Below are 17,811 nucleotides of genomic sequence, written 5' to 3'. Positions count from 1 at the left end.
GGATCTACTTGGCCGCCTTCTTGACGGCCTTCTTTGCCGGTGCCTTCTTGGCCACGGCCTTCTTCGCAGCCGCCTTCTTGGCCGGCGCCTTCTTGGCAGCAGCCTTCTTCGGCGCGGCTTCCTTCTTCACTGCCGCCTTCTTTGCCGGGGCCTTCTTGGCGGCGACCTTCTTGGCGGCGACCTTCTTGGCGCCAAAGCCCTTGCGCACCGGCTTGCCGGTTTCTTCCATCAACTGCTGCACCTCGGCCAGGGTCAGCGATGCCGGTTCACGATCCTTGGGGATCTTGCCGTTCATCTTGCCGTCGCTGATGTACGGGCCGAAACGACCGTTCAGCACCTGGATGTCGCTGCCCTCGAACTCCTTGATGATCCGGTTGCGCGCGATTTCTTCCTTCTCTTCGATCAGGAACACGGCGCGGGCCAGGTCGATGGTGTACGGGTCGTCTTCCTTCTTCAGCGAGGCGTAGGTGCTGCCGCGCTTGGCGAACGGGCCGAAGCGGCCGATGCCGACGCTGACGTCCTCGCCCTTGTCCTCACCCAGCGCGCGCGGCATCAGGAACAGTTCCAGCGCGTCTTCCAGGGAAATGGTGTGCATCGACTGGCCCGGCCGCAGCGAAGCGAACTTGGGCTTGTCCTCGGCATCCTCGGCGGTGCTGCCGATGGCCGCGTACGGCCCGAACCGGCCCAGGCGCACGCTGACCGGCTTGCCGGTCTTCGGGTCGGTACCCAGTTCGCGCGCACCACTGGCCTCGGCACGGTCGACCGATTCCTTCTTGTCTTCGACCAGTTCCTTGAACGGTCCCCAGAAGCGCGACATCAGCGGAATCCACTCTTCCTCGCCACGCGAGACGGCATCGAGCTCGTCCTCCAGCTTGGCGGTGAAGTCGTAGTCGACGTACTGGGTGAAGTGGCTGGACAGGAACTTGGACACCGCACGGCCGACATCGGACGGGCGGAAGCTGCGGCCTTCCATTTCCACGTACTTGCGGAACAGCAGGGTCTGGATGATCGAGGCGTAGGTCGAAGGACGACCGATGCCGTACTCTTCCAGCGCCTTCACCAGCGCCGCTTCAGTGAAGCGCGGCGGCGGCTGGGTGAAGTGCTGGTCGGCCACGATGCGCTCCAGCGGCACGCGGTCGCCCGGCTTCATCGCCGGCAGCTTGCGGCCTTCATCGTCATCCTCGGCGCTCTTGCTGTCCTTGCCTTCCTCGTACACGGCCAGGAAGCCGGGCACCACCACCGTGGTGCCGCTGGCGCGGAACACATGTTCGCTGCCGGCCGACAGGTCCACGCTGACGGTGTTGAGCGTTGCCGGGATCATCTGGCAGGCCACTGCACGCTTCCAGATCAGCTCGTACAGCTTGCGCTCGTCGTCGGTCAGGAACCGCGCGACCTGGGACGGGGTGCGCAGTGCCGAGGTCGGGCGCACCGCTTCGTGCGCTTCCTGGGCGTTCTTGGACTTGGTCTGGTAGGTGTTGGGCTGGTCGGGCAGCGAGGCAATGCCGTAATCACGGGCAATCACGTCGCGGATTTCGGCCAGCGCGTCCTGCGACAGGTTCACCGAGTCGGTACGCATGTACGAGATCAGGCCGACCGTGCCTTCGTCGCCGCCGATGTCCACGCCTTCGTACAGCTTCTGCGCGACCTGCATGGTCTTGCGCGTGGTGAAACCGAGCTTGCGCGAGGCTTCCTGCTGCAGCGTGGAGGTGGTGAACGGCGGCGCGGGGCGGCGCTTGCGCTCCTTGCTGGCCACGTCGGTGACATGCAGGGCGCCCTGTGCGGCCTGCTGGATGCGCAGGCGGGCGGCCTCGGCGGTGTCGCCGTCGGTGACGGTGAACTGCTCGAACTTCTGCCCGTCCAGCTTGACCAGCTTGGCGTTGAAATGCTGCGAGGGGTGCGCGCACTCGGCGGCGATCGACCAGTACTCGCGGGCGATGAAGGCTTCGATCTCTTCCTCGCGCTCAACGATCATGCGCAGCGCCGGGCTCTGCACGCGGCCTGCCGACAGGCCGCGCTGGACCTTGCGCCACAGCACCGGCGACAGGTTGAAACCGACCAGGTAGTCCAGCGCGCGGCGCGCCTGCTGGGCATCGACCAGATCGCTGGCGATCTCGCGCGGCTGGCTGATCGCTTCCTTGATCGCGCGCGGGGTGATCTCGGTGAACACCACGCGCTGCATCGGCTTGTCCTTGACCAGCCCGCGCTCCTTCAGGATCTCGGCGATATGCCAGCTGATCGCTTCACCCTCGCGATCCGGGTCGGTCGCCAGCAGGATGTCGTCGGCGCCCTTTGCGGCCTTGGCGATCGCATCGACATGCTTTTCGTTCTTCTCGATCACGTCGTAATGCATGGCGAACCCGTTGTCCGGGTCAACCGCGCCTTCCTTCGGGATCAGGTCACGCACGTGCCCATACGAGGCCAGGACCGTGTAGTCCTTGCCGAGGTATTTGTTGATCGTCTTGGCTTTGGCCGGCGATTCAACGATGAGCAGGTGCTTGGGCATGGCAGCAGGGTCTGTGGGTAAGCCGCGGGGAAGGGCCGCTAGGGTGGAGCAAACGGCCGCATTAGTGAAGCGGCCACGGGCAAATCAATAAACTGAACGCCCGGGACTGTGCCGGGCGTTCAGGTTTCACCTTATTAGAGGAATCACGCCCGGCCTGCCATTGTCAAGCAGGGGGGCGTGAGGATGGCCGTCCGCGACGGCGCATTGGCCCTCGATCCGCGATCACGACGCCATGTTGGCGATGACGCCGACGGCGAAGATGATCGCGGCGAAACCGGCCAGCATCAGCAGGCCGCCCAGCACCAGGATCACGATGGTCACCGTGCCCATCTCGCGGCGCTGCAGCTGCGGCTGGTCGGTATAGGCCCAGCGGTCGACCACCACCGTGTCGCAGATCAGGTCATGCAGGCCCTGCTTGCGCTCGGTGAAGGCGGCCATCAGGTAGCCGATGCACAGTGTCAGGCCACTGAGGATGGTGGCGAAATAGCGGCCGATGCTGCGGCCCAGGGTCAGGCGATCGCCATTGCCGCGCACGACCTTGATGCCGATGGCCATCTTGCCGAGGGTGGCACCGCCGCGGGAGGCATGGAACCAGCCGTAGTAAGCGGCGGCGATGAACAGGCCGGCCAGGCCACTGATCAGCTGGGTGACCACTTCAACCGCTGTTTCGCCGCTGCCGGCAGCGCCCATGCCCGCGCCGAGCACGAAGCCCAGTACGCCACCGACCACGCCGCTGGGAATCAGCAGGACGAAGTAGTCGATCAGGTAGGCGGCAAAGCGCTTCCAGAAGCCGGCGTAGACCACCTCGCCGCCCTGCACCGGCTGCGAATAGTCACTGCCGCCTGCGCCGGGCGCGGTGTACGGCGAGCTGCTGAGGGCGCCGGTGCCCGGCAGGGGCGCGGTGCCGTTGTCGATCGCGGCGTAGTCGTTGCGCAGGTCGAAGCCACCGGTGGCGGTGGACGTGCTGGCATCGGCCAGGGTCTGCAGGCCCAGCTCTTCCACCATCTGCCGCAGCGGCGCCCACTGCCCCATGCCTTCGCGCCAGACCAGGGTGTCCAGGTTCAACTGGCCACGCTGGAAGCGCTGGCGGATCTCGGTGACCTCCAGCGGTCCCTGGCGTTGCTGTCCTTCGGCGTAGTACCACTCAGTCATTGCATGTCCCCTGTTGGGTCGTCCTTGGTGGGTTGCCCGGTGCGCGGCTCAGCCGCGGCATTGCGTGGGCAGATACTTGTCGTCGCTTTCGCCGCTGCATTCCCAGCGCCCGCTGTCGCGGTCGTATTCGAGCCAGAGCAGGTCGCCATCCTGGCTCTTGCCGGGAACCGCCAGCGTCGCTTCGATGCCGCAGTGGCCATTGTTGAAGCGGCCGATATGCACGGCCGACAGGCCCTGGCCTGCGAATTCGTCCGCCGCCGGGAAGCCGGCGTCGTTGGCGCCCGGGCAGCGGCCCTGGTCATCGGCGAAGTGCTGGACCTTGTCCTTCAGCGGCTGCAGCACGGTGACCGCGCCGGCGACCTTGGCCTTGATGGTGTAGTCGTTGTAGGCCGGCAGGGCGATCGCGGCCAGGATGGCCAGGATCGGCACCACCACCAGCAGTGCGACGCCGCCGATGATGGCGGTCAACGCGCAGCCGGACAGGCCCTTCTTCGCGACCGGGGCAGCGTCCATCGGCGTGGTCGCGTACGGAGAGGCGGGCGGAAGGGTTGGCGGCAGAGGGGCGGCAGGCGGCGGCGGTGGTGCCGTGGCGGCTGCATCAACGGCGGGCACGATCAGGCCCAGTTCGTCGACCACGTTGCGCAACGGCTGCCATTGCGGCAAGCCGTCGCGCCATACCAGGGTGTCCAAGGTGATCTGGTTGCTGCGGAACAGCTCGATCAACTGTTCCGAGGGCAACGGGCCTTGCTGGCGGTTGCCTTCGGCATGGAACCACTCACTCACGGGGACGCTCCTGAATGCGCACGGTCCCCAAGTGTACGGTCAGTGCAGGGGTTCTGGCTCGTCCACGAACATCTGCGTTTCCATCCAGGCGTAGGCCGCCTCGGCGCCGGGCTGGTTGAACAGCACCATCAGCACGACCCATTTCAGGTCGTCCAGGTCCAGTTCGTCCTGGTCCAGGGCCATCGCCCGGTCCAGCACCAGCTCGCGCTGGCCGGCATCGAGGATGCCGTGCTGTTCCAGGTACAGCAGGAAACCACGGCACTCCACGTCAAGCTTGTCCAGCTCCGGGCCGTGATAGATGCGCACCGGGCCATCGACCCGGGCCTGGGCCGCGCTTGGGCGCTGCGCTGCCAGGGCATCGAGCCATTCGAATGCCTTGTTGATCTCAGTGGGGCTGAAACCGGCCTGGATCAGGCCATTCTGCAGGGAGTCGCGGTCACGGATCAGGTCCGCATCTTCGCTGAAATAGTGTTCAAACAGGTACAACAGTACATCCAGGATGCTCTCTTTCATTGCCCCTCGGCCTGCGTCGCGCGACGCTGTGGAGGTGAAGAAACTAGGGACGTCGACAGTAGCGGCCGTGTACGCACACCACGATCCCCGCAAGTTCCATGGCCAGCAGCATGGAGGACACCTCCGACGCCGTCAATCCACACTGCGTGATCAGTGAATCCATACTGATTGGGTCGTGCTCCAGCACCCGCCACAAGCGCTGGTAGTCAGCGTCGTTCGCCCAGCATGCCGGCAGGTCCGCCGGCGCTGCCTGTTCAGTGGGGGTGGCAAGCCGGGTTTGCAAGCCTGGAAGCTGGTGACGCAGTGCCGGGGCCAGCAGTTCCAGCACTTCTTCGGGCCGTTCGACCAGGGCAACCCCTTCACGGATGAGCCGGTGGCAGCCAGCGGCACGCGGATTGAGCACCGAACCGGGTATCGCGCAGACCTCGCGGCCGGCTTCGGCTGCCAGCCGGGCGGTGATCAGGGCGCCCGAGCGTTGTGCTGCCTCGACCACCACCGTGGCCAGGGCCAACCCGGCCACCAGCCGGTTGCGCGCGGGGAAGTGACCCGGCCGTGCGGGCGTACCTGGCAGGTACTCGCTGAGCACCGCGCCGTCGGTGGCGATTCTTGCCTGCAGGCGGGCATGGCTGGTGGGATAGGCGCGGTCCGGGCCAGTGCCTATCACCGCGAGGGTGCAGCCGCCTGCCTCCAGCGCCGCCTGGTGGGCGGCCGCATCGATGCCTGCCGCCAATCCACTGGTCACCGCCAGCCCGGCCTCGACGAAGCAGGTGGCAAACCGGGCGGCCAGGGCACGACCGGCGGGGGTGGGTGAACGGCTGCCGACCAGGGCCACCGCAGGACGCCAGGCGATGGCCGGATCGCCGGCAACGAACAGCGCCAGGGGCGGATTGGGTGCATCAAGCAGGAGGGGCGGGAAGGCTGGATCGTTGCAGGCCAGCAGATGATGATCAGGCTGCTGCAGCCAGCGCTGCGCAAGCGCGAGGGCGCGGGTGTCGGGACGCTCCAGCGCAGCGCATTGTTCCGTCGTGCAGCCGTGGGCCCGCCAGCCTGCAACACCGAGCGCCAACGCTGCATCCGCATTGCCGGTGGTCTGCAGCAGCGCGCGCCTGGGTGCCAGGGAACCAGCCGCGATCAACAGGCGCAGCAGCGCCTCATGTCCATGCTCAGTCATCCCCCGACTATCGGCCTCACGCAACAAAGGCGCCCTAGGGCGCCTTCGCGTATTGCTGTCAGGGTATCCCGGAGGTTGCCGGCCGATGCGGTCGGCACTCCCTGCCGAGGCCGGGCGGGGCCCGGCGCCGGATCATTTTGCGTCCGGATGCAGCGCGCTGTAGCCCACACGCACCGGCTTCACACCCTGCATCACCAACGCATAGCTGACGTTGTCGAAGGTGCGGAAGACCATGGCATGCGCGGCGTACTCATCAGGCAGGCTGACCCGGCCGGCGCCGGTGCTGATCGAGTCGTCCATGCGCGAGGACCCCGGGAACTTCATCCGGTGCGCCACGTGGCTGCCATGGCGCCACAGCGAGAACACGGTGCCGTTGTCCACGCCCTGGGCGCGGCCAGCGGAAATCGCGATCACATCGCGCGGGCCGCCGGTAGTGAACATATCGGTGACTGCCAGCACGCGTACATCCACGCCTTCCACGCCGGCTGCGGGCACATGCGGGAAGAACTGCAGGTCGTACGGGGTGGCCTCGACCGGCACCAGGCGGTCGCCTGCACGTACTTCACGGCCGCCGCTGGCGTTGTCCAGCGCCAGGGTCGACGCTTCGGTCTTGCCGCCGGCCACCTGGGTGATGGTGCCGGTGCCGACCTGTGCCAGCTCATAACCCAGCACGCCGCGGCGGTGGTTGGGCGCGCTGAAGGCCTTCCAGAGATTGCCGCTGCCCGGGGTGACGTCGCCGTTGGCGGTCAGGTCCTCGGTGGGCTTGGGCTGGGCGTAGCGCACGGTCGGGCGGACCACGGCCCAGCGCTGCCCGACCTGGGCGTCGGCCAGGCGCACATAGGCGGTCTGCCCACCGGTGGCGCGCAGGCGGTTGTCTTCCAGGCCGACCACATAGGGCAGCTGTTCGATGCTGTCGACCACGCTGAGCTGCTTCAGGAACGGCTCGACCTGGGCCAGCGGCACGCCGGTTACCGGGGCTTCCTGGCGCGGGCCGGGCTGGGCCGTCACGCGGTCCAGGTAGGCCAGGCTGAGGACGTCACCGGGATAGATCAGGTGTGGATTGGCGACCTGCGGATTGGCCTGCCATATCTCCGGCCACAGCCATGGTTTCTGCAGGAATCGTCCTGCGATGTCCCACAGGGTGTCCCCTTTGCGGACCACATAGGTGTCCGGGTGCCCGCCATTCACTTCCACGGCGGTAGCATAGGCAGCCACGGTCAGCATCGCCGCGGCGACGACCGTACGAAAACGAAGCAACATAGGTGTGAAGCCCTGATTCCCCAACAGGTTCGCGCACTATAGTCCAGAAACCGGGGCGCAAGGCAAGCGTTGGAGCTAGAATCTGCGACGTATGCCGGCGTACCCCGGCCCCAACCCCGGAAACTGCCATGGCTTTACTCCCCATCCTTGAGTTCCCCGATCCGCGCCTGCGTACCAAGGCTGCGTTGATCGATGCCGCCGAAGTGACCACTCCGGCGTTCCAGGAGCTGCTCGACAACATGTTCGAGACCATGTACGACGCCCCGGGCATCGGCCTGGCTGCCAGCCAGGTGGACGTGCACCAGCGCTTCATGGTCATCGACGTGAGCGAAGAAAAGAACGAGCCGCGCGTCTTCATCAACCCGGAAATCGTCGCCAAGGACGGGGGCCAGGTGTACCAGGAAGGCTGCCTGTCGGTGCCCGGCATCTTCGCCGACGTGACCCGTGCCGACACCATCACCGTCAAGTTCCTGGATCGCCAGGGGCAGCCGCAGGAGTTGACCACCGACGGCCTGCTGGCGGTCTGCGTGCAGCACGAGATGGACCATCTGGACGGCAAGCTGTTCATCGATTACCTGTCGCCGCTGAAGCGCGAGATGGTCCGCAAGAAGCTGGCCAAGCAGCGCAAGCACGTGGCGTGATCGCTGCTCCGGGCCGCCCTTCGGGGTGGCCCGCGCCTGCGCGTGACGCGCGGGCTGCATGGCGCCGGCCGACGGCGCCGTTTTTTTTCCTGCACGATTTCATCCTGCAAGTGGGGTTGCCATGAGGATTGTCTTTGCCGGTACGCCGGAATTTGCGGTGTCGTCGCTGCGCGCGGCCGCGCGTCATCACGAGGTGGTGGCTGTTTATACCCAGCCCGATCGCCCTGCCGGTCGCGGCCGTGGTCTGGCGCCTTCGCCGGTCAAGCTGGAAGCGGTCGCCCGTGGCATCCCCGTGTACCAGCCGGAAACGCTGAAGGACGAAGCGGCCCAGCAGCAGCTGCGTGACCTGCAGCCGGACCTGATGGTGGTGGTGGCCTATGGCCTGATCCTGCCCAAGGCGGTGCTGACCATTCCGACCCACGGTTGCTGGAACGTGCACGGTTCGCTGCTGCCGCGCTGGCGTGGCGCCGCACCGATCCAGCGCGCCATCCAGGCCGGTGACAGCAAGACCGGCATCTGCCTGATGCAGATGGAAGCCGGTCTGGATACGGGCCCGGTGCTGCTGCACCAGGAGCTGCCGATCGCCGCCACCGATACCGGTGGCCAGCTGCACGACAAGCTGGCCGAGCTCGGCGCGCAGGTGCTGTCCGATGGGCTGGGCCTGCTGCGCGCCGGCATCAAGCCGATCGCACGGCCGCAGCCGGAGCAGGGCGTGACATACGCGCACAAGCTGGACAAGGCCGAGGCAAAACTTGACTGGGCGCAGGACGCAGAAGCGTTGGCGCGCACGGTGCGTGCATTCAATCCGTGGCCGATTGCCGAGGCACTGCTGGCCGGTGAGCGCGTGCGCATCCACGGCGCGGTGGCGCTGGATGTGGCGCATGGCCAGGCGCCGGGCACGGTGCTGGCCGCGGGCCGCGAGGGCATCGACATCGCCTGCGGGCAGGGCGCGTTGCGCCTGCGCGTGCTGCAGCGCGAAGGCGGCAAGGCAATTACCGCTGCCGACTACCTCAATGCGCGCCGTGATCTGCGCGTGGGGGTTTGACGGGTGAGCAAGGCAAACGATTTTTCCATCGCCAAGGCGGCGCCGGGCGCGGCCACCCGCATGCTGGCTGCGCGCGTGCTGGCGCAGGTGTTCACCCGCGGTCGTTCGCTCAAGGCGGAACTGGCCTGGGCGCTGCCGAAGCTGTCCGACACCCGCGACCGCGCGCTGCTTGAAGCGTTGTGCTTTGCGGTGCTGCGTCGTCGCAGCACCTATGACGCCGCCCTGCAGGGATGGATGCAGAAGCCGCTGTCCGCACGCGATGCCGACCTGCGCACGTTGCTGATGGTGGGCTTCGCCCAGCTGGATGTGCTGGAACTGCCTGCCCATGCGGCCCTGTCGGCGACGGTCGATGCTGCACGCGCACTTGGCCGCGAACGCCAGGCTGGCCTGGTCAATGCGATCCTGCGACGGGCCCAGCGCGAAGGCTTCCCCGAACAACCGGCGCGCGACGCATTTCCGGCATGGCTGGCCGAGGCCGTCGAGCACGACTGGCCGGCACAGGCCGAGGCGATCTTCGCCGCCAGCCTGCAGCCAGCGCCGCTGTGGCTGCGTGCCAACCGCCAGCAGGGCGGGCGCGACAAGATGATGGCGGCCCTGGCCGAGGTGGGCATTGCCGCCGAAGCCAGCGCGCTGAGCGCCGATGCGCTGCGACTGGCCGTGCCGGTTCCGGTGAACCAGCTGCCCGGTTTCGGCGAAGGCCTGCTGTCGGTGCAGGATCTGTCGGCGCAGTGTGCAGCCGACGCGCTGGCGCCGCCGGCCGGCAGCCGCGTGCTTGACGCCTGTGCCGCCCCGGGCGGCAAGTCGGCGCACCTGCTCGAGCGAGACCCCGGCCTGCGATTGCTGGCGCTGGATATCGATGCCCGTCGTCTGGCGCGCGCCAGGGATACGTTCGCCCGCACCGGTGTGGGCGAAGGCGCGCAGGTGCAGGTGGCCGATGCCAGCGATCCGGGGGCATGGTGGGACGGCGTTCCGTTCGACGCGATCCTGCTGGACGCGCCGTGCTCGGCCACTGGCGTCATCCGCCGGCAACCGGACGTGATGTTCCATCGCCGTGCGGAAGACATCGATGCGCTGGTCGGCATCCAGGCCCGCCTGCTGGAAGCCTGCTGGTCGATGCTGCGCCCCGGTGGTGTGTTGCTGTATGCCACCTGCTCGATCCTGCGCGCGGAAAACGTCGATCAGGTAAAGGGCTTCCTGAAATGGCACGCGGATGCGGAAGCGGTCGCGCTGGATGACGCATTTGGTCTGGATTGTGACGGTATTGCTCGCCAGCGCCTGCCCGGTGAAAACGATGCTGACGGATTTTTCTACGCGCGTCTGCTAAAAAAGGGCTGACCCAACCGCTGTCCGAGCCCCCATGCTGAAAACCCGCGCGTCACGCCAGACATGGCTGTTCGTTGTGATGGCCCTGTTGGTGTTGGGTGCCGGGCTGGGACTACGCGATCCCTGGCCCTCGGACGAACCGCGCTTCGCCCTGGTCGCCAAGCAGATGGTGGACAGCGGCGACTGGCTGTTCCCGCACCGTGGGCTGGAACTGTACTCGGACAAGCCGCCGATGCTGATGTGGTGGCAGGCCACGCTGTACAGCGTGATCGGCAACTGGCGGGTGGCGTTCCTGCTGCCTTCGCTGATCGCTGCTCTCGGCACGCTGTGGTGCGTGGTCGACCTCGGCCGGCGCCTGTGGACACGCCAGGTCGGCCTGTACGCTGGCTGGGCGCTGCTGTTCGCCCTGCAGTTCACCTTCCAGTCGAAGAAAGCGCAGATCGACCCGCTGGTGGTGTTGTTCATCACCCTGGCCAACTATGGTCTGCTGCGCCACCTGCTGCTGGGCCCTGCCTGGCGCTGGTGGTGGCTGGGCTGGTTCTTTGCCGGCATCGGGGTGATCACCAAGGGCGTGGGCGTGATCGCGCTGCTGATGATCGTGCCAGCGGTGATCGGCTCGGCCCTGCACTGGCCACGGGTGCGGCTGCATGCGTGCGACCTGCGCTTCTGGCTGGCACCGCTGGCATTCGTGTTGGCCATCGCGCTGTGGCTGGTGCCCATGGTGATGACCGCGCTGGCCACCCGTTCCGGCGAATACCTGGCCTACATGGACGACATCCTGTTCCGGCAGACCGCCAAGCGCTATGCGCAATCGTGGGACCACCACCAGCCATGGTGGTACTTCCTGGGCACCATGCCGTCGATGTGGATTCCGGCCTTCCTGGCGGTGCCGTGGGCGATCCCCGCCTGGCGGCGCCGGCTGCAGCGCCGGGACGCACGCTATCTGTTGCTGCTGGGCTGGTGGGCGCTGATCGTGCTGTTCTTCTCGATCCCCAATGGCAAGCGCGACGTCTACATCCTGCCGGCGTTGCCGATGTTCTGCCTGGCACTGGCGCCGTTGCTGCCGGGGCTGCTGCGCCGGCGCGATGTGCAATGGCTGCTGGGCGCGTTCACCCTACTGCTGTCGCTGGGGACGTTGGCCGCGGGGTTGTCTGCCCTGCTGGGCAAGCCCGGCTTCGAAGTGCGGCTGATGCAGACGCGGGGCATCGGCAATGGCGAAATGAACGCCCTGGCCTGGGCGGCGATGGCGATGGGCGGCTGGGGTGTGGCCAGCCTGCTGCTGTTCGGGCGCGGCCGCCGTCAACTGGCGCTGGTTTCGACTCTCACTGCGGTGTGGGTGCTGTACAGCCTGATCGGCTATCCGCTGCTGAATGATTCAAGTTCCGCCCGCGGCCTGATGCGGCACACCGGCCAGCGTATCGGCGCCGATGCCGAGCTGGGACTGGTGGCCTGGAAAGAGCAGAATCTGCTGATGGCCGACCGCCCGGCAGCCACCTTCGGTTTCAACGAGCCCTGGGATGAGCAGCTGGCTGCGGCGGTGGAATGGCAACAGCTGGCGCCCCGGCGCCGCTGGTTGCTGGTCCACGAAGACGCGCTGCTGCCCTGCATCGACCGCGACCGTGCCGAGCTGGCCGGGATCGCCAACCGCCGCCGTTGGTGGCTGGTACCGGCTGCTGCCGTGCAGGGCCGCTGCGTGGCCAGCGCGGAGGAACGCGAACGTGAACGGCGGCTGCAACGTGAGGAATAACCATCCTGGCCCGTGCTTGTCCAGACTGCCCAAGCGACAGCAAAGGCAGTAAAACGTCAGCGTGGGATCGGCCGTGCCAGTGATCCCGTTCATTCCGCCGGATTGCAGCGAACTTTTTCGACGTGGCAGCTTCACAGCACAACCTGGAATCCACGATCGGCGATCCGCTGGGCGTCCCCGCAGGCAGGCGCCCGCGCGCGGCGCACTGGCTGGCGCAGATCGGCCTGTTCTGCATGCCGGCACTGGTGCTGACGATCCCGATCAACCTGTTGCCCTACGCGCTGCTGCTGCTGGTCAGCACGGCGATGGTGCCAGGCCTGCTGTGGCAGGCCCGGCGTATGGACATGCAGCCGATCAAGGTTCTCAGCTGGCTGATGCTGGCGGTGCTGGTGATGGCCATCGTGTCGGTCGCGCTGTTCGAACAGGGCCTGCGCGATGTCGACAATCGATCCCGCTTCCTGGTCATCCCGTGGATCGCACTGTGGGTGTGTGCGCTGCGCCCGGACATGCGCTGGCTGTGGCGCGGTGCGTTGGCCGGACTGGTGGGCACCTTCGTGCTTTCGGCGCTGCAGGTGTTCCAGGGTGCGCCACGCGCCGAACTGTTCACCAACGCGATCGTGCTCGCCGACATCGTGATGATGCTGATGGTGCTGCTGGTGTTCTGCCGGCCGTCGCGGCGCTGGTCGTTGGTGATCGTCGGCATGGCCGCCGGCTGCGGAACCATCATCCTGACCGGAAGCCGGGGCGTGTTCGCGGCCCTGCTGGCGCTGCTGGTGGTGCTGGCACTGAGCCTGCGCTGGCGCACCGGCGCGGCGCGTCTTTCAGTGCTTGCCGGCATGCTGGCCATCGGCGCGACCCTGCTGCTGTCGGTGCCCGAACTGCGCCACCAGGTGCGGTTGTCTGAACTGCACAGTGATGTGCAGCGCATGGAGCAGGGTGACAGCGACTCTTCGGCCGGCGCGCGCGTCGAGCGCCTGCAGGTGGCGTGGGAGACCTTCCTCGACCATCCACTGACCGGGGTGGGCATCGGCCACTTCGACAGGGCCATGAAGCGGGTGCCGGCCTGCCGCGAGAATCCGCAGGAAATCCGCTGCCACCTGCGCCATGCGCACAACGATCTGGCCGAGTGGTCGGCCACCCAGGGCCTGCCGGGCATGTTGCTGCTGCTGGCGGTATACGGGGTGCCACTGTGGGTGTTCCTGCGCCTGCACCGGCGCAGTGGACACGCTACCTTCCGTGGCCCTGCCGCCGCCGGTGTGATGGTGGTGGCGTCCTACATCCTGTGCGGCCTGACCCAGTCGATGTTCGCGCACCAGATGACCGCAAGCTTCTACGTCACCATCGTCGGCCTGCTGGCCGGCCTGTCGATCGTGGAAGGGGCGCGGCACCGGGCGAAGAACGCCCGGTAGCGTCCAGCCACCCTCGATTCCGCACTCAGGGGTTGGGCGGATCGGACACGGCCTGACCGTTGCCCAGCATCCACAGCATGATGGTCTTCTGGCGCACGTAGTTGGCGCGCACGTAGGCATATACCAGGCCATGCCAGCCGTCGCGGAAGCCGCCACGGAACAGGAAGCCGCGCCAGAACCGCCAGGCCGGGGCCAGCACCAGCTTGCCGAGGGTGGCCCGCTTGCCACGCGCGAACTCGTGCTCGGCCATCATCCGTGCGTACTTCTCGGTCTTGGCCAGCTGCTGCTGCAGCGAGCGGTAGGGGAAGTGGATGAGGTCCCCGCGCAGGGTGCCGACCGTGCCATCGACACTGGCCGCCTCATGGATCTCGCGCTTGCCGCGCCAGCCGCCGTGGCGGCGGTCGAACAGGCGCAGCACCCGATCCGGATAGGCATTGCCGTGGCGCAGGAACCTGCCGAAGTACTCCGACAGGCGGGCGAAGCGGTAACCCGCATGACCTGCAAAGCCGCCGTCGCGGGCCTGCTCGATGGCCGTGCGCAGTTCCGGGCTGATGCGCTCGTCGGCGTCCAGGCACAGCACCCAGTGGTGGGTGGCCTGCTCGACGCAGAACGCCTTCTGGCTGCGGAAGCCATCGAACGGACGCTGCAGCACGCGGGCGCCGGCCGCCTCGGCGATGGCCACCGTGGCGTCGGTGGACTGCGAGTCCACCACCACGATCTCATCGCAGAAGGCCAGCGAGGCCAGGCAGTCGCCGATGCGCCCGGCCTCGTTGAACGCGATAATGCAGGCCGAGATGCGAGGCCGTTCGATGGGAGCGGTCGTGGAGGACATGATGGCCGGGTACCTGTTGTTTGCGACGGAGCGCTATGCGCTGCCTATTCTCGCCCCGTTGGTGCAGGCCTTGCACGCTTCCGGCCAGGAAGTGGCGGCCTGGTTCGAAGATGGTGCGGCTGGCAGCCAGCTGCCCGGCGTGCCGAACATCGGCCTGAAGCAGGCCCTGGCGATGCGGCCGCGGGCGGTGTTCAGCGCGGCCAACTGGGTGCCGACCTTCCTGTCGGGGGCCAAGGTGCAGCTGTTCCATGGCTTCAACGTGGAAAAGCGCGACAGTGCGCGTGGCCACTTCCGGGTGCGCGGCATGTTCGACCTGTACTGCACGCAGGGCCCTGCCACCACCGCGCCGTTCCGCGGGATCGCGGCAGTGCAGGGCCATTTCGCCGTGGCGGAAACCGGCTGGCCGAAGCTGGACCCGCTGTTCCGCGACGACGGTGGCGACAGTGCCGCGCTGCGCAGTGCAGCCGGCGGCCGCCCGGTGATCCTGTTCGGATCTACCTTCACCGAGCGCTTGAGCGCCGCCCCGCACCTGCATGCGCAGATCGCGGCCGACATCGCCGCCGGGCAGCACTACTGGCTGCTGACCCTGCACCCGAAGTGCCCGCCGGAACTGTTCGAACGCTACCGCGCGCTGGCCGGCGCCAATGCGCGTTTCATCGAACCGGAGCAGGTGATGGCCGCCCAGCGCGCCGCCGACGTGCTGGTGTCGGACACCTCATCGATCGTTTCGGAGTTCATCGTCCAGCACAAGCCGGTGGTGACCTTCCGCAACCGCGTGCCGAAGCCGCACATGATCGATTTCGACGATCCGCAGCAGTTGCCGGCAATGCTGGCGCGCGCGCTGCATCCCGACGCGGCGTTGCAGGCGGAGATCGTGCGTTACGCCGATGCCATTCACCCCTATCGCGATGGCCTGTCCAGCGAGCGGGTGATCGCCGCCACCGAGGATTTCCTGTCCGGCGAAATGGGCGTGCTGCGTCGCAAGCCGTTTGGCAGCTGGGTGCGCGACCTGCAGATCCGCAAGGACCTGGGCTACTGGGGTCCGTCGCAGCGTTGATGTGGGTAGTGCCGGCCGCTGGCCGGCAACCACCGGAATGCCTGCGGATGTGGGTAGTGCCGGCCGCTGGCCGGCATCCACCGGAATGCCTGCGTTTGCCGGCCAGCGGCCGGCACTACCGTTGATCCACGCCATGCGTGGGGGGCAGTAGATCCACGCCATGCGTGGGTGGTGCAGTAGATCCACGCCATGCGTGGGTGGTGCAGTAGATCCACGCCATGCGTGGATGGCGATTCAACGATCGGCCGCGCTACCAGCGCAGCTTGCGCCGTGCCAGCGCCGTGGCCAGTTCTTCCATCAACGCCTGTGCACGCGCCTGCGGCAGGTAGCGCAGTGCCAGTGCCACATCGCCATGCGCACCGGCGGTGTCCAGCTGCAGGCTGGCCGTACCCAGCAGCTTGTCCAGCGGCGAACGCTGCAGGCGCAGGCCCTGCACCTTGTCCAGCTCGGCCCAGCGCCACCAGCGCTTCCACCAGCCGCCGCGCACCGCCACGAACTGGCCATCCAGGTGCCAGCCCATCCGCGCCATCTGCCGGTGCGCGATCAACAGGCTGACCGGCAGCCAGGCCAGCAGTGCCAGGGCCGGCAGGCCCCAGCGCCAGTACAGCGCGGCGGTCAGCAACGGCACCACCAGCAAGGTGGACAGCGACAATCGCCACCATCCGCGTTGCGGTATCGGTTGCCACTGCTGCGGCGGCCATTGCAGCTGCGGCAGCAGGTGGCGCACCAGCCCATCGCAGGCGCTTGCACCAGCCAGCGGTGCCAGTTCGCGCAGCGCGCGGTCGTCGTCGCGCGAGGGGCCACCGGCAGCGCTGTCGATACGCAGCTGGCGCAGCCCGAACCAGCGTTGCAGGGTGCTCTCGCCCAGCGTCCATGCCTGGATGCGGCGGCGCGCGACGCTGCTGCGGGTGCGGCTGAGCAGGCCGGTGGAGACGGTCAGGCGCCGCTCGCGCTCGCTGAGGGTGAAGCCGTGGTAGCGCAGCAGCGTCAACACCACCGACAACACCCGCAGCAGCAGCCAGCCCAGCAGCAACGCGGCCGCCAACAGCACCAGCCCGCCGGTCACCCCGGCATGCAGGTGGCTGGCGTAGCCGAAGGCCTCGCGCCCGCCACGCTGGATGGCATCGTCCATCACCGGGCGCGGTACGGTCTGGAACAGGACGCCGAAGGCGGCGATCGCCAGCGCCCAGCCACGGTTGGACAGCAAGCCCATGCGCAGCACGTCCCAGCTCGACAGGCGCAGCAATACCTGCTCGTCGTCGGATGGCACGACATCGGCAGCCGGCGCGTCGCCCGGCGTCGGCTGGGGCGCCTGTCCACGCTGGCGCACCAGTTGTTCCAGGGCCAACGCCTGGTCCAGCCGCAGCACGCGCATCTCCGCTTCCGGACGCACCCCGCCGGCCGACTCCAGGCGCAGTTCGGCAACCCCGAACAACCGGTGCAACGGGTTCTGCCGCACTTCCACGTTGTGGATGCGGGCGAAGGGAATCTCGCGCCGGTTGCGCGCCAGTAGGCCGCTGCGCACGGTGATCGCATCGTTGCCGATGCGATAGCGGTAGCTGAGGTACTGCAGCACCGACACCAGCACCAGCGCGGCGATGGCGGTCAACGGGATCAACTGTGCCCACATCGGATCGCGGTCGCCGCGTTGGCCGAACACCAGCAACGCGACCAGCGGCAGGAAATAGTGGCGCAGCTGCATCAGCAGCACGAACAGCCACGACCACGGATGCAGGCGATGCTCGTCGCCACCGCTGGGCAGCGAGGGCGGCAGGGGCGGGGGCAGGCTCACAGGGCGTCGGCGTCCTGGTCGAGCTGATGGGCCAGGGTGTCACGCAGGCGCTCGGCATCGGCTTCGTCCAGGCCGCTGACGGTGACCGCACTCAGGCGGGTGCCGGCGGTATGCACGATCAGCGTGGCCAGGCCTGCACGCCGCTCCAGGGGCCCGCGACGCAGGTCCAGGTGCTGCACGCGCGAAATGGGGATGCGGGTCTCCAGCTGCCACATCAGGTCGCGGCGCAGGCCCAGGCCCTGTGCGTCCAGCCGCCAGCGGGTGCGGGTCAGGCGCCGATGGCCGATCCAGGCGCCGAAGGCGAGGCCGACCAGCAGGCCCAGCATCGCTGCCCACAGGCCACCGGGAAGATCGAAGAACCACCAGAGGGCCGCCAGCGGTGCGCCGGGGATGAACAGTCCGCCGAAGGCGCCCTCCAGCGCCGCCAACCGGGCGGCGCGCCGCGGCAGGGGTTGCCAGTGGTCGAGGGGCATTTCGGCAGCAGCAACAGGCAAGGGCAGTTCGGTCACGCGGGCGTCCGTCGGGCAGCAGTTCGGGCAGGCGCGGTGATGGCCGCACCGCGCAGACGTTAGCAGGTCGCCCG

The 17,811-nt window shown here is 67.7% G+C and carries 15 protein-coding genes; 6 read left to right on the top strand and 9 right to left on the bottom strand.

Annotated elements, in window-relative coordinates:
• Positions 1-4 precede the first annotated feature (4 nt).
• The 6 genes from ABIA73_RS12260 to ABIA73_RS12235 all read right to left on the bottom strand — a co-directional run bounded on the left by ABIA73_RS12260 (position 5) and on the right by ABIA73_RS12235 (position 7,382).
• A complete protein-coding gene (locus ABIA73_RS12260) occupies positions 5-2,503 on the bottom strand; it encodes a DNA topoisomerase I (RefSeq protein ID WP_354275848.1) in 2,499 nt (832 codons plus the stop codon).
• Between the two features lie 222 nt (positions 2,504-2,725).
• Entirely contained in the window at positions 2,726-3,655 is a 930-nt protein-coding gene (locus ABIA73_RS12255) for an RDD family protein (RefSeq protein ID WP_059065258.1), read from the bottom strand.
• 48 nt (positions 3,656-3,703) lie between these two features.
• Entirely contained in the window at positions 3,704-4,438 is a 735-nt protein-coding gene (locus ABIA73_RS12250; protein WP_032976674.1) for a GYF domain-containing protein, read from the bottom strand.
• A gap of 39 nt (positions 4,439-4,477) precedes the next feature.
• Positions 4,478-4,951, bottom strand: coding sequence for a DUF494 family protein (locus ABIA73_RS12245; RefSeq protein WP_025879062.1), 474 nt, complete (start codon positions 4,949-4,951; stop codon positions 4,478-4,480).
• A 43-nt stretch (positions 4,952-4,994) separates the two neighbouring features.
• On the bottom strand, positions 4,995-6,122 hold the full coding sequence (gene dprA, locus ABIA73_RS12240) for a DNA-processing protein DprA (RefSeq protein WP_354275872.1): 1,128 nt from the start codon (positions 6,120-6,122) through the stop codon (positions 4,995-4,997).
• Between the two features lie 132 nt (positions 6,123-6,254).
• On the bottom strand, positions 6,255-7,382 hold the full coding sequence (locus tag ABIA73_RS12235; RefSeq protein WP_032976676.1) for a LysM peptidoglycan-binding domain-containing protein: 1,128 nt from the start codon (positions 7,380-7,382) through the stop codon (positions 6,255-6,257).
• Between the two features lie 128 nt (positions 7,383-7,510).
• On the opposite strand from ABIA73_RS12235, the gene def reads away from it, so the two are divergent.
• The 5 genes from def (at position 7,511) to ABIA73_RS12210 (ending at position 13,547) form a co-directional block, all read left to right on the top strand.
• The gene (def, locus tag ABIA73_RS12230; protein ID WP_025879059.1) at positions 7,511-8,023 is read left to right on the top strand and encodes a peptide deformylase; all 513 of its coding nucleotides are present in this window, start codon (positions 7,511-7,513) and stop codon (positions 8,021-8,023) included.
• Between the two features lie 121 nt (positions 8,024-8,144).
• On the top strand, positions 8,145-9,068 hold the full coding sequence (gene fmt / locus ABIA73_RS12225; protein WP_049468220.1) for a methionyl-tRNA formyltransferase: 924 nt from the start codon (positions 8,145-8,147) through the stop codon (positions 9,066-9,068).
• Positions 9,069-9,071: 3 nt separating this feature from the next.
• A complete protein-coding gene (gene rsmB, locus ABIA73_RS12220) occupies positions 9,072-10,403 on the top strand; it encodes a 16S rRNA (cytosine(967)-C(5))-methyltransferase RsmB (RefSeq protein ID WP_354275847.1) in 1,332 nt (443 codons plus the stop codon).
• Between the two features lie 22 nt (positions 10,404-10,425).
• Entirely contained in the window at positions 10,426-12,138 is a 1,713-nt protein-coding gene (locus ABIA73_RS12215) for a glycosyltransferase family 39 protein (protein ID WP_354275846.1), read from the top strand.
• A 233-nt stretch (positions 12,139-12,371) separates the two neighbouring features.
• Positions 12,372-13,547, top strand: a complete 1,176-nt coding sequence (locus ABIA73_RS12210) for an O-antigen ligase family protein (protein WP_229655712.1) — start codon at positions 12,372-12,374, stop codon at positions 13,545-13,547.
• Between the two features lie 25 nt (positions 13,548-13,572).
• Here the strand turns inward: ABIA73_RS12210 and ABIA73_RS12205 are convergent, their stop codons facing one another.
• Positions 13,573-14,379, bottom strand: coding sequence for a glycosyltransferase family 2 protein (locus ABIA73_RS12205; protein WP_032976680.1), 807 nt, complete (start codon positions 14,377-14,379; stop codon positions 13,573-13,575).
• On the opposite strand from ABIA73_RS12205, the gene ABIA73_RS12200 reads away from it, so the two are divergent.
• Positions 14,378-15,436 (top strand): CDP-glycerol glycerophosphotransferase family protein, encoded by a 1,059-nt coding sequence (locus ABIA73_RS12200; RefSeq protein WP_088101463.1) that lies wholly within the window; start codon positions 14,378-14,380, stop codon positions 15,434-15,436. The genes ABIA73_RS12205 and ABIA73_RS12200 overlap by 2 nt on opposite strands.
• A 250-nt stretch (positions 15,437-15,686) precedes the next feature.
• Here the strand turns inward: ABIA73_RS12200 and ABIA73_RS12195 are convergent, their stop codons facing one another.
• Both ABIA73_RS12195 and ABIA73_RS12190 read right to left on the bottom strand, forming a co-directional pair.
• Complete coding sequence (locus ABIA73_RS12195; protein ID WP_025879052.1) at positions 15,687-17,228, bottom strand: PH domain-containing protein; 1,542 nt, start codon at positions 17,226-17,228, stop codon at positions 15,687-15,689.
• Positions 17,225-17,701 carry a PH domain-containing protein gene (locus tag ABIA73_RS12190; protein ID WP_088101515.1) on the bottom strand — a complete coding sequence of 159 codons (477 nt, stop codon included), beginning with the start codon at positions 17,699-17,701 and terminating at the stop codon, positions 17,225-17,227. The genes ABIA73_RS12195 and ABIA73_RS12190 overlap by 4 nt, the downstream gene beginning before the upstream one ends.
• Positions 17,702-17,811: the final 110 nt, after the last annotated feature.

This window comes from Stenotrophomonas sp. 2694 (assembly GCF_040548715.1).
Taxonomy (GTDB): Bacteria; Pseudomonadota; Gammaproteobacteria; order Xanthomonadales; family Xanthomonadaceae; genus Stenotrophomonas; species Stenotrophomonas indicatrix.
The sequence above is the reverse complement of the archived record's forward strand: the minus strand, read 5'-3'. Positions and strand labels throughout refer to the sequence as shown.

Coding starts and splice junctions, on each gene's coding strand:
- ABIA73_RS12215 (WP_354275846.1), top strand. CDS start 10,426: ATGCTGAAAACCCGCGCGTCACGCCAGACATGGCTGTTCGTTGTGATG.
- ABIA73_RS12200 (WP_088101463.1), top strand. CDS start 14,378: ATGATGGCCGGGTACCTGTTGTTTGCGACGGAGCGCTATGCGCTGCCT.
- ABIA73_RS12190 (WP_088101515.1), bottom strand. CDS start 17,701: ATGCCCCTCGACCACTGGCAACCCCTGCCGCGGCGCGCCGCCCGGTTG.
- ABIA73_RS12235 (WP_032976676.1), bottom strand. CDS start 7,382: ATGTTGCTTCGTTTTCGTACGGTCGTCGCCGCGGCGATGCTGACCGTG.
- ABIA73_RS12210 (WP_229655712.1), top strand. CDS start 12,372: ATGCCGGCACTGGTGCTGACGATCCCGATCAACCTGTTGCCCTACGCG.
- def (WP_025879059.1), top strand. CDS start 7,511: ATGGCTTTACTCCCCATCCTTGAGTTCCCCGATCCGCGCCTGCGTACC.
- fmt (WP_049468220.1), top strand. CDS start 8,145: ATGAGGATTGTCTTTGCCGGTACGCCGGAATTTGCGGTGTCGTCGCTG.
- ABIA73_RS12245 (WP_025879062.1), bottom strand. CDS start 4,951: ATGAAAGAGAGCATCCTGGATGTACTGTTGTACCTGTTTGAACACTAT.
- dprA (WP_354275872.1), bottom strand. CDS start 6,122: ATGACTGAGCATGGACATGAGGCGCTGCTGCGCCTGTTGATCGCGGCT.
- ABIA73_RS12260 (WP_354275848.1), bottom strand. CDS start 2,503: ATGCCCAAGCACCTGCTCATCGTTGAATCGCCGGCCAAAGCCAAGACG.
- ABIA73_RS12255 (WP_059065258.1), bottom strand. CDS start 3,655: ATGACTGAGTGGTACTACGCCGAAGGACAGCAACGCCAGGGACCGCTG.
- ABIA73_RS12205 (WP_032976680.1), bottom strand. CDS start 14,379: ATGTCCTCCACGACCGCTCCCATCGAACGGCCTCGCATCTCGGCCTGC.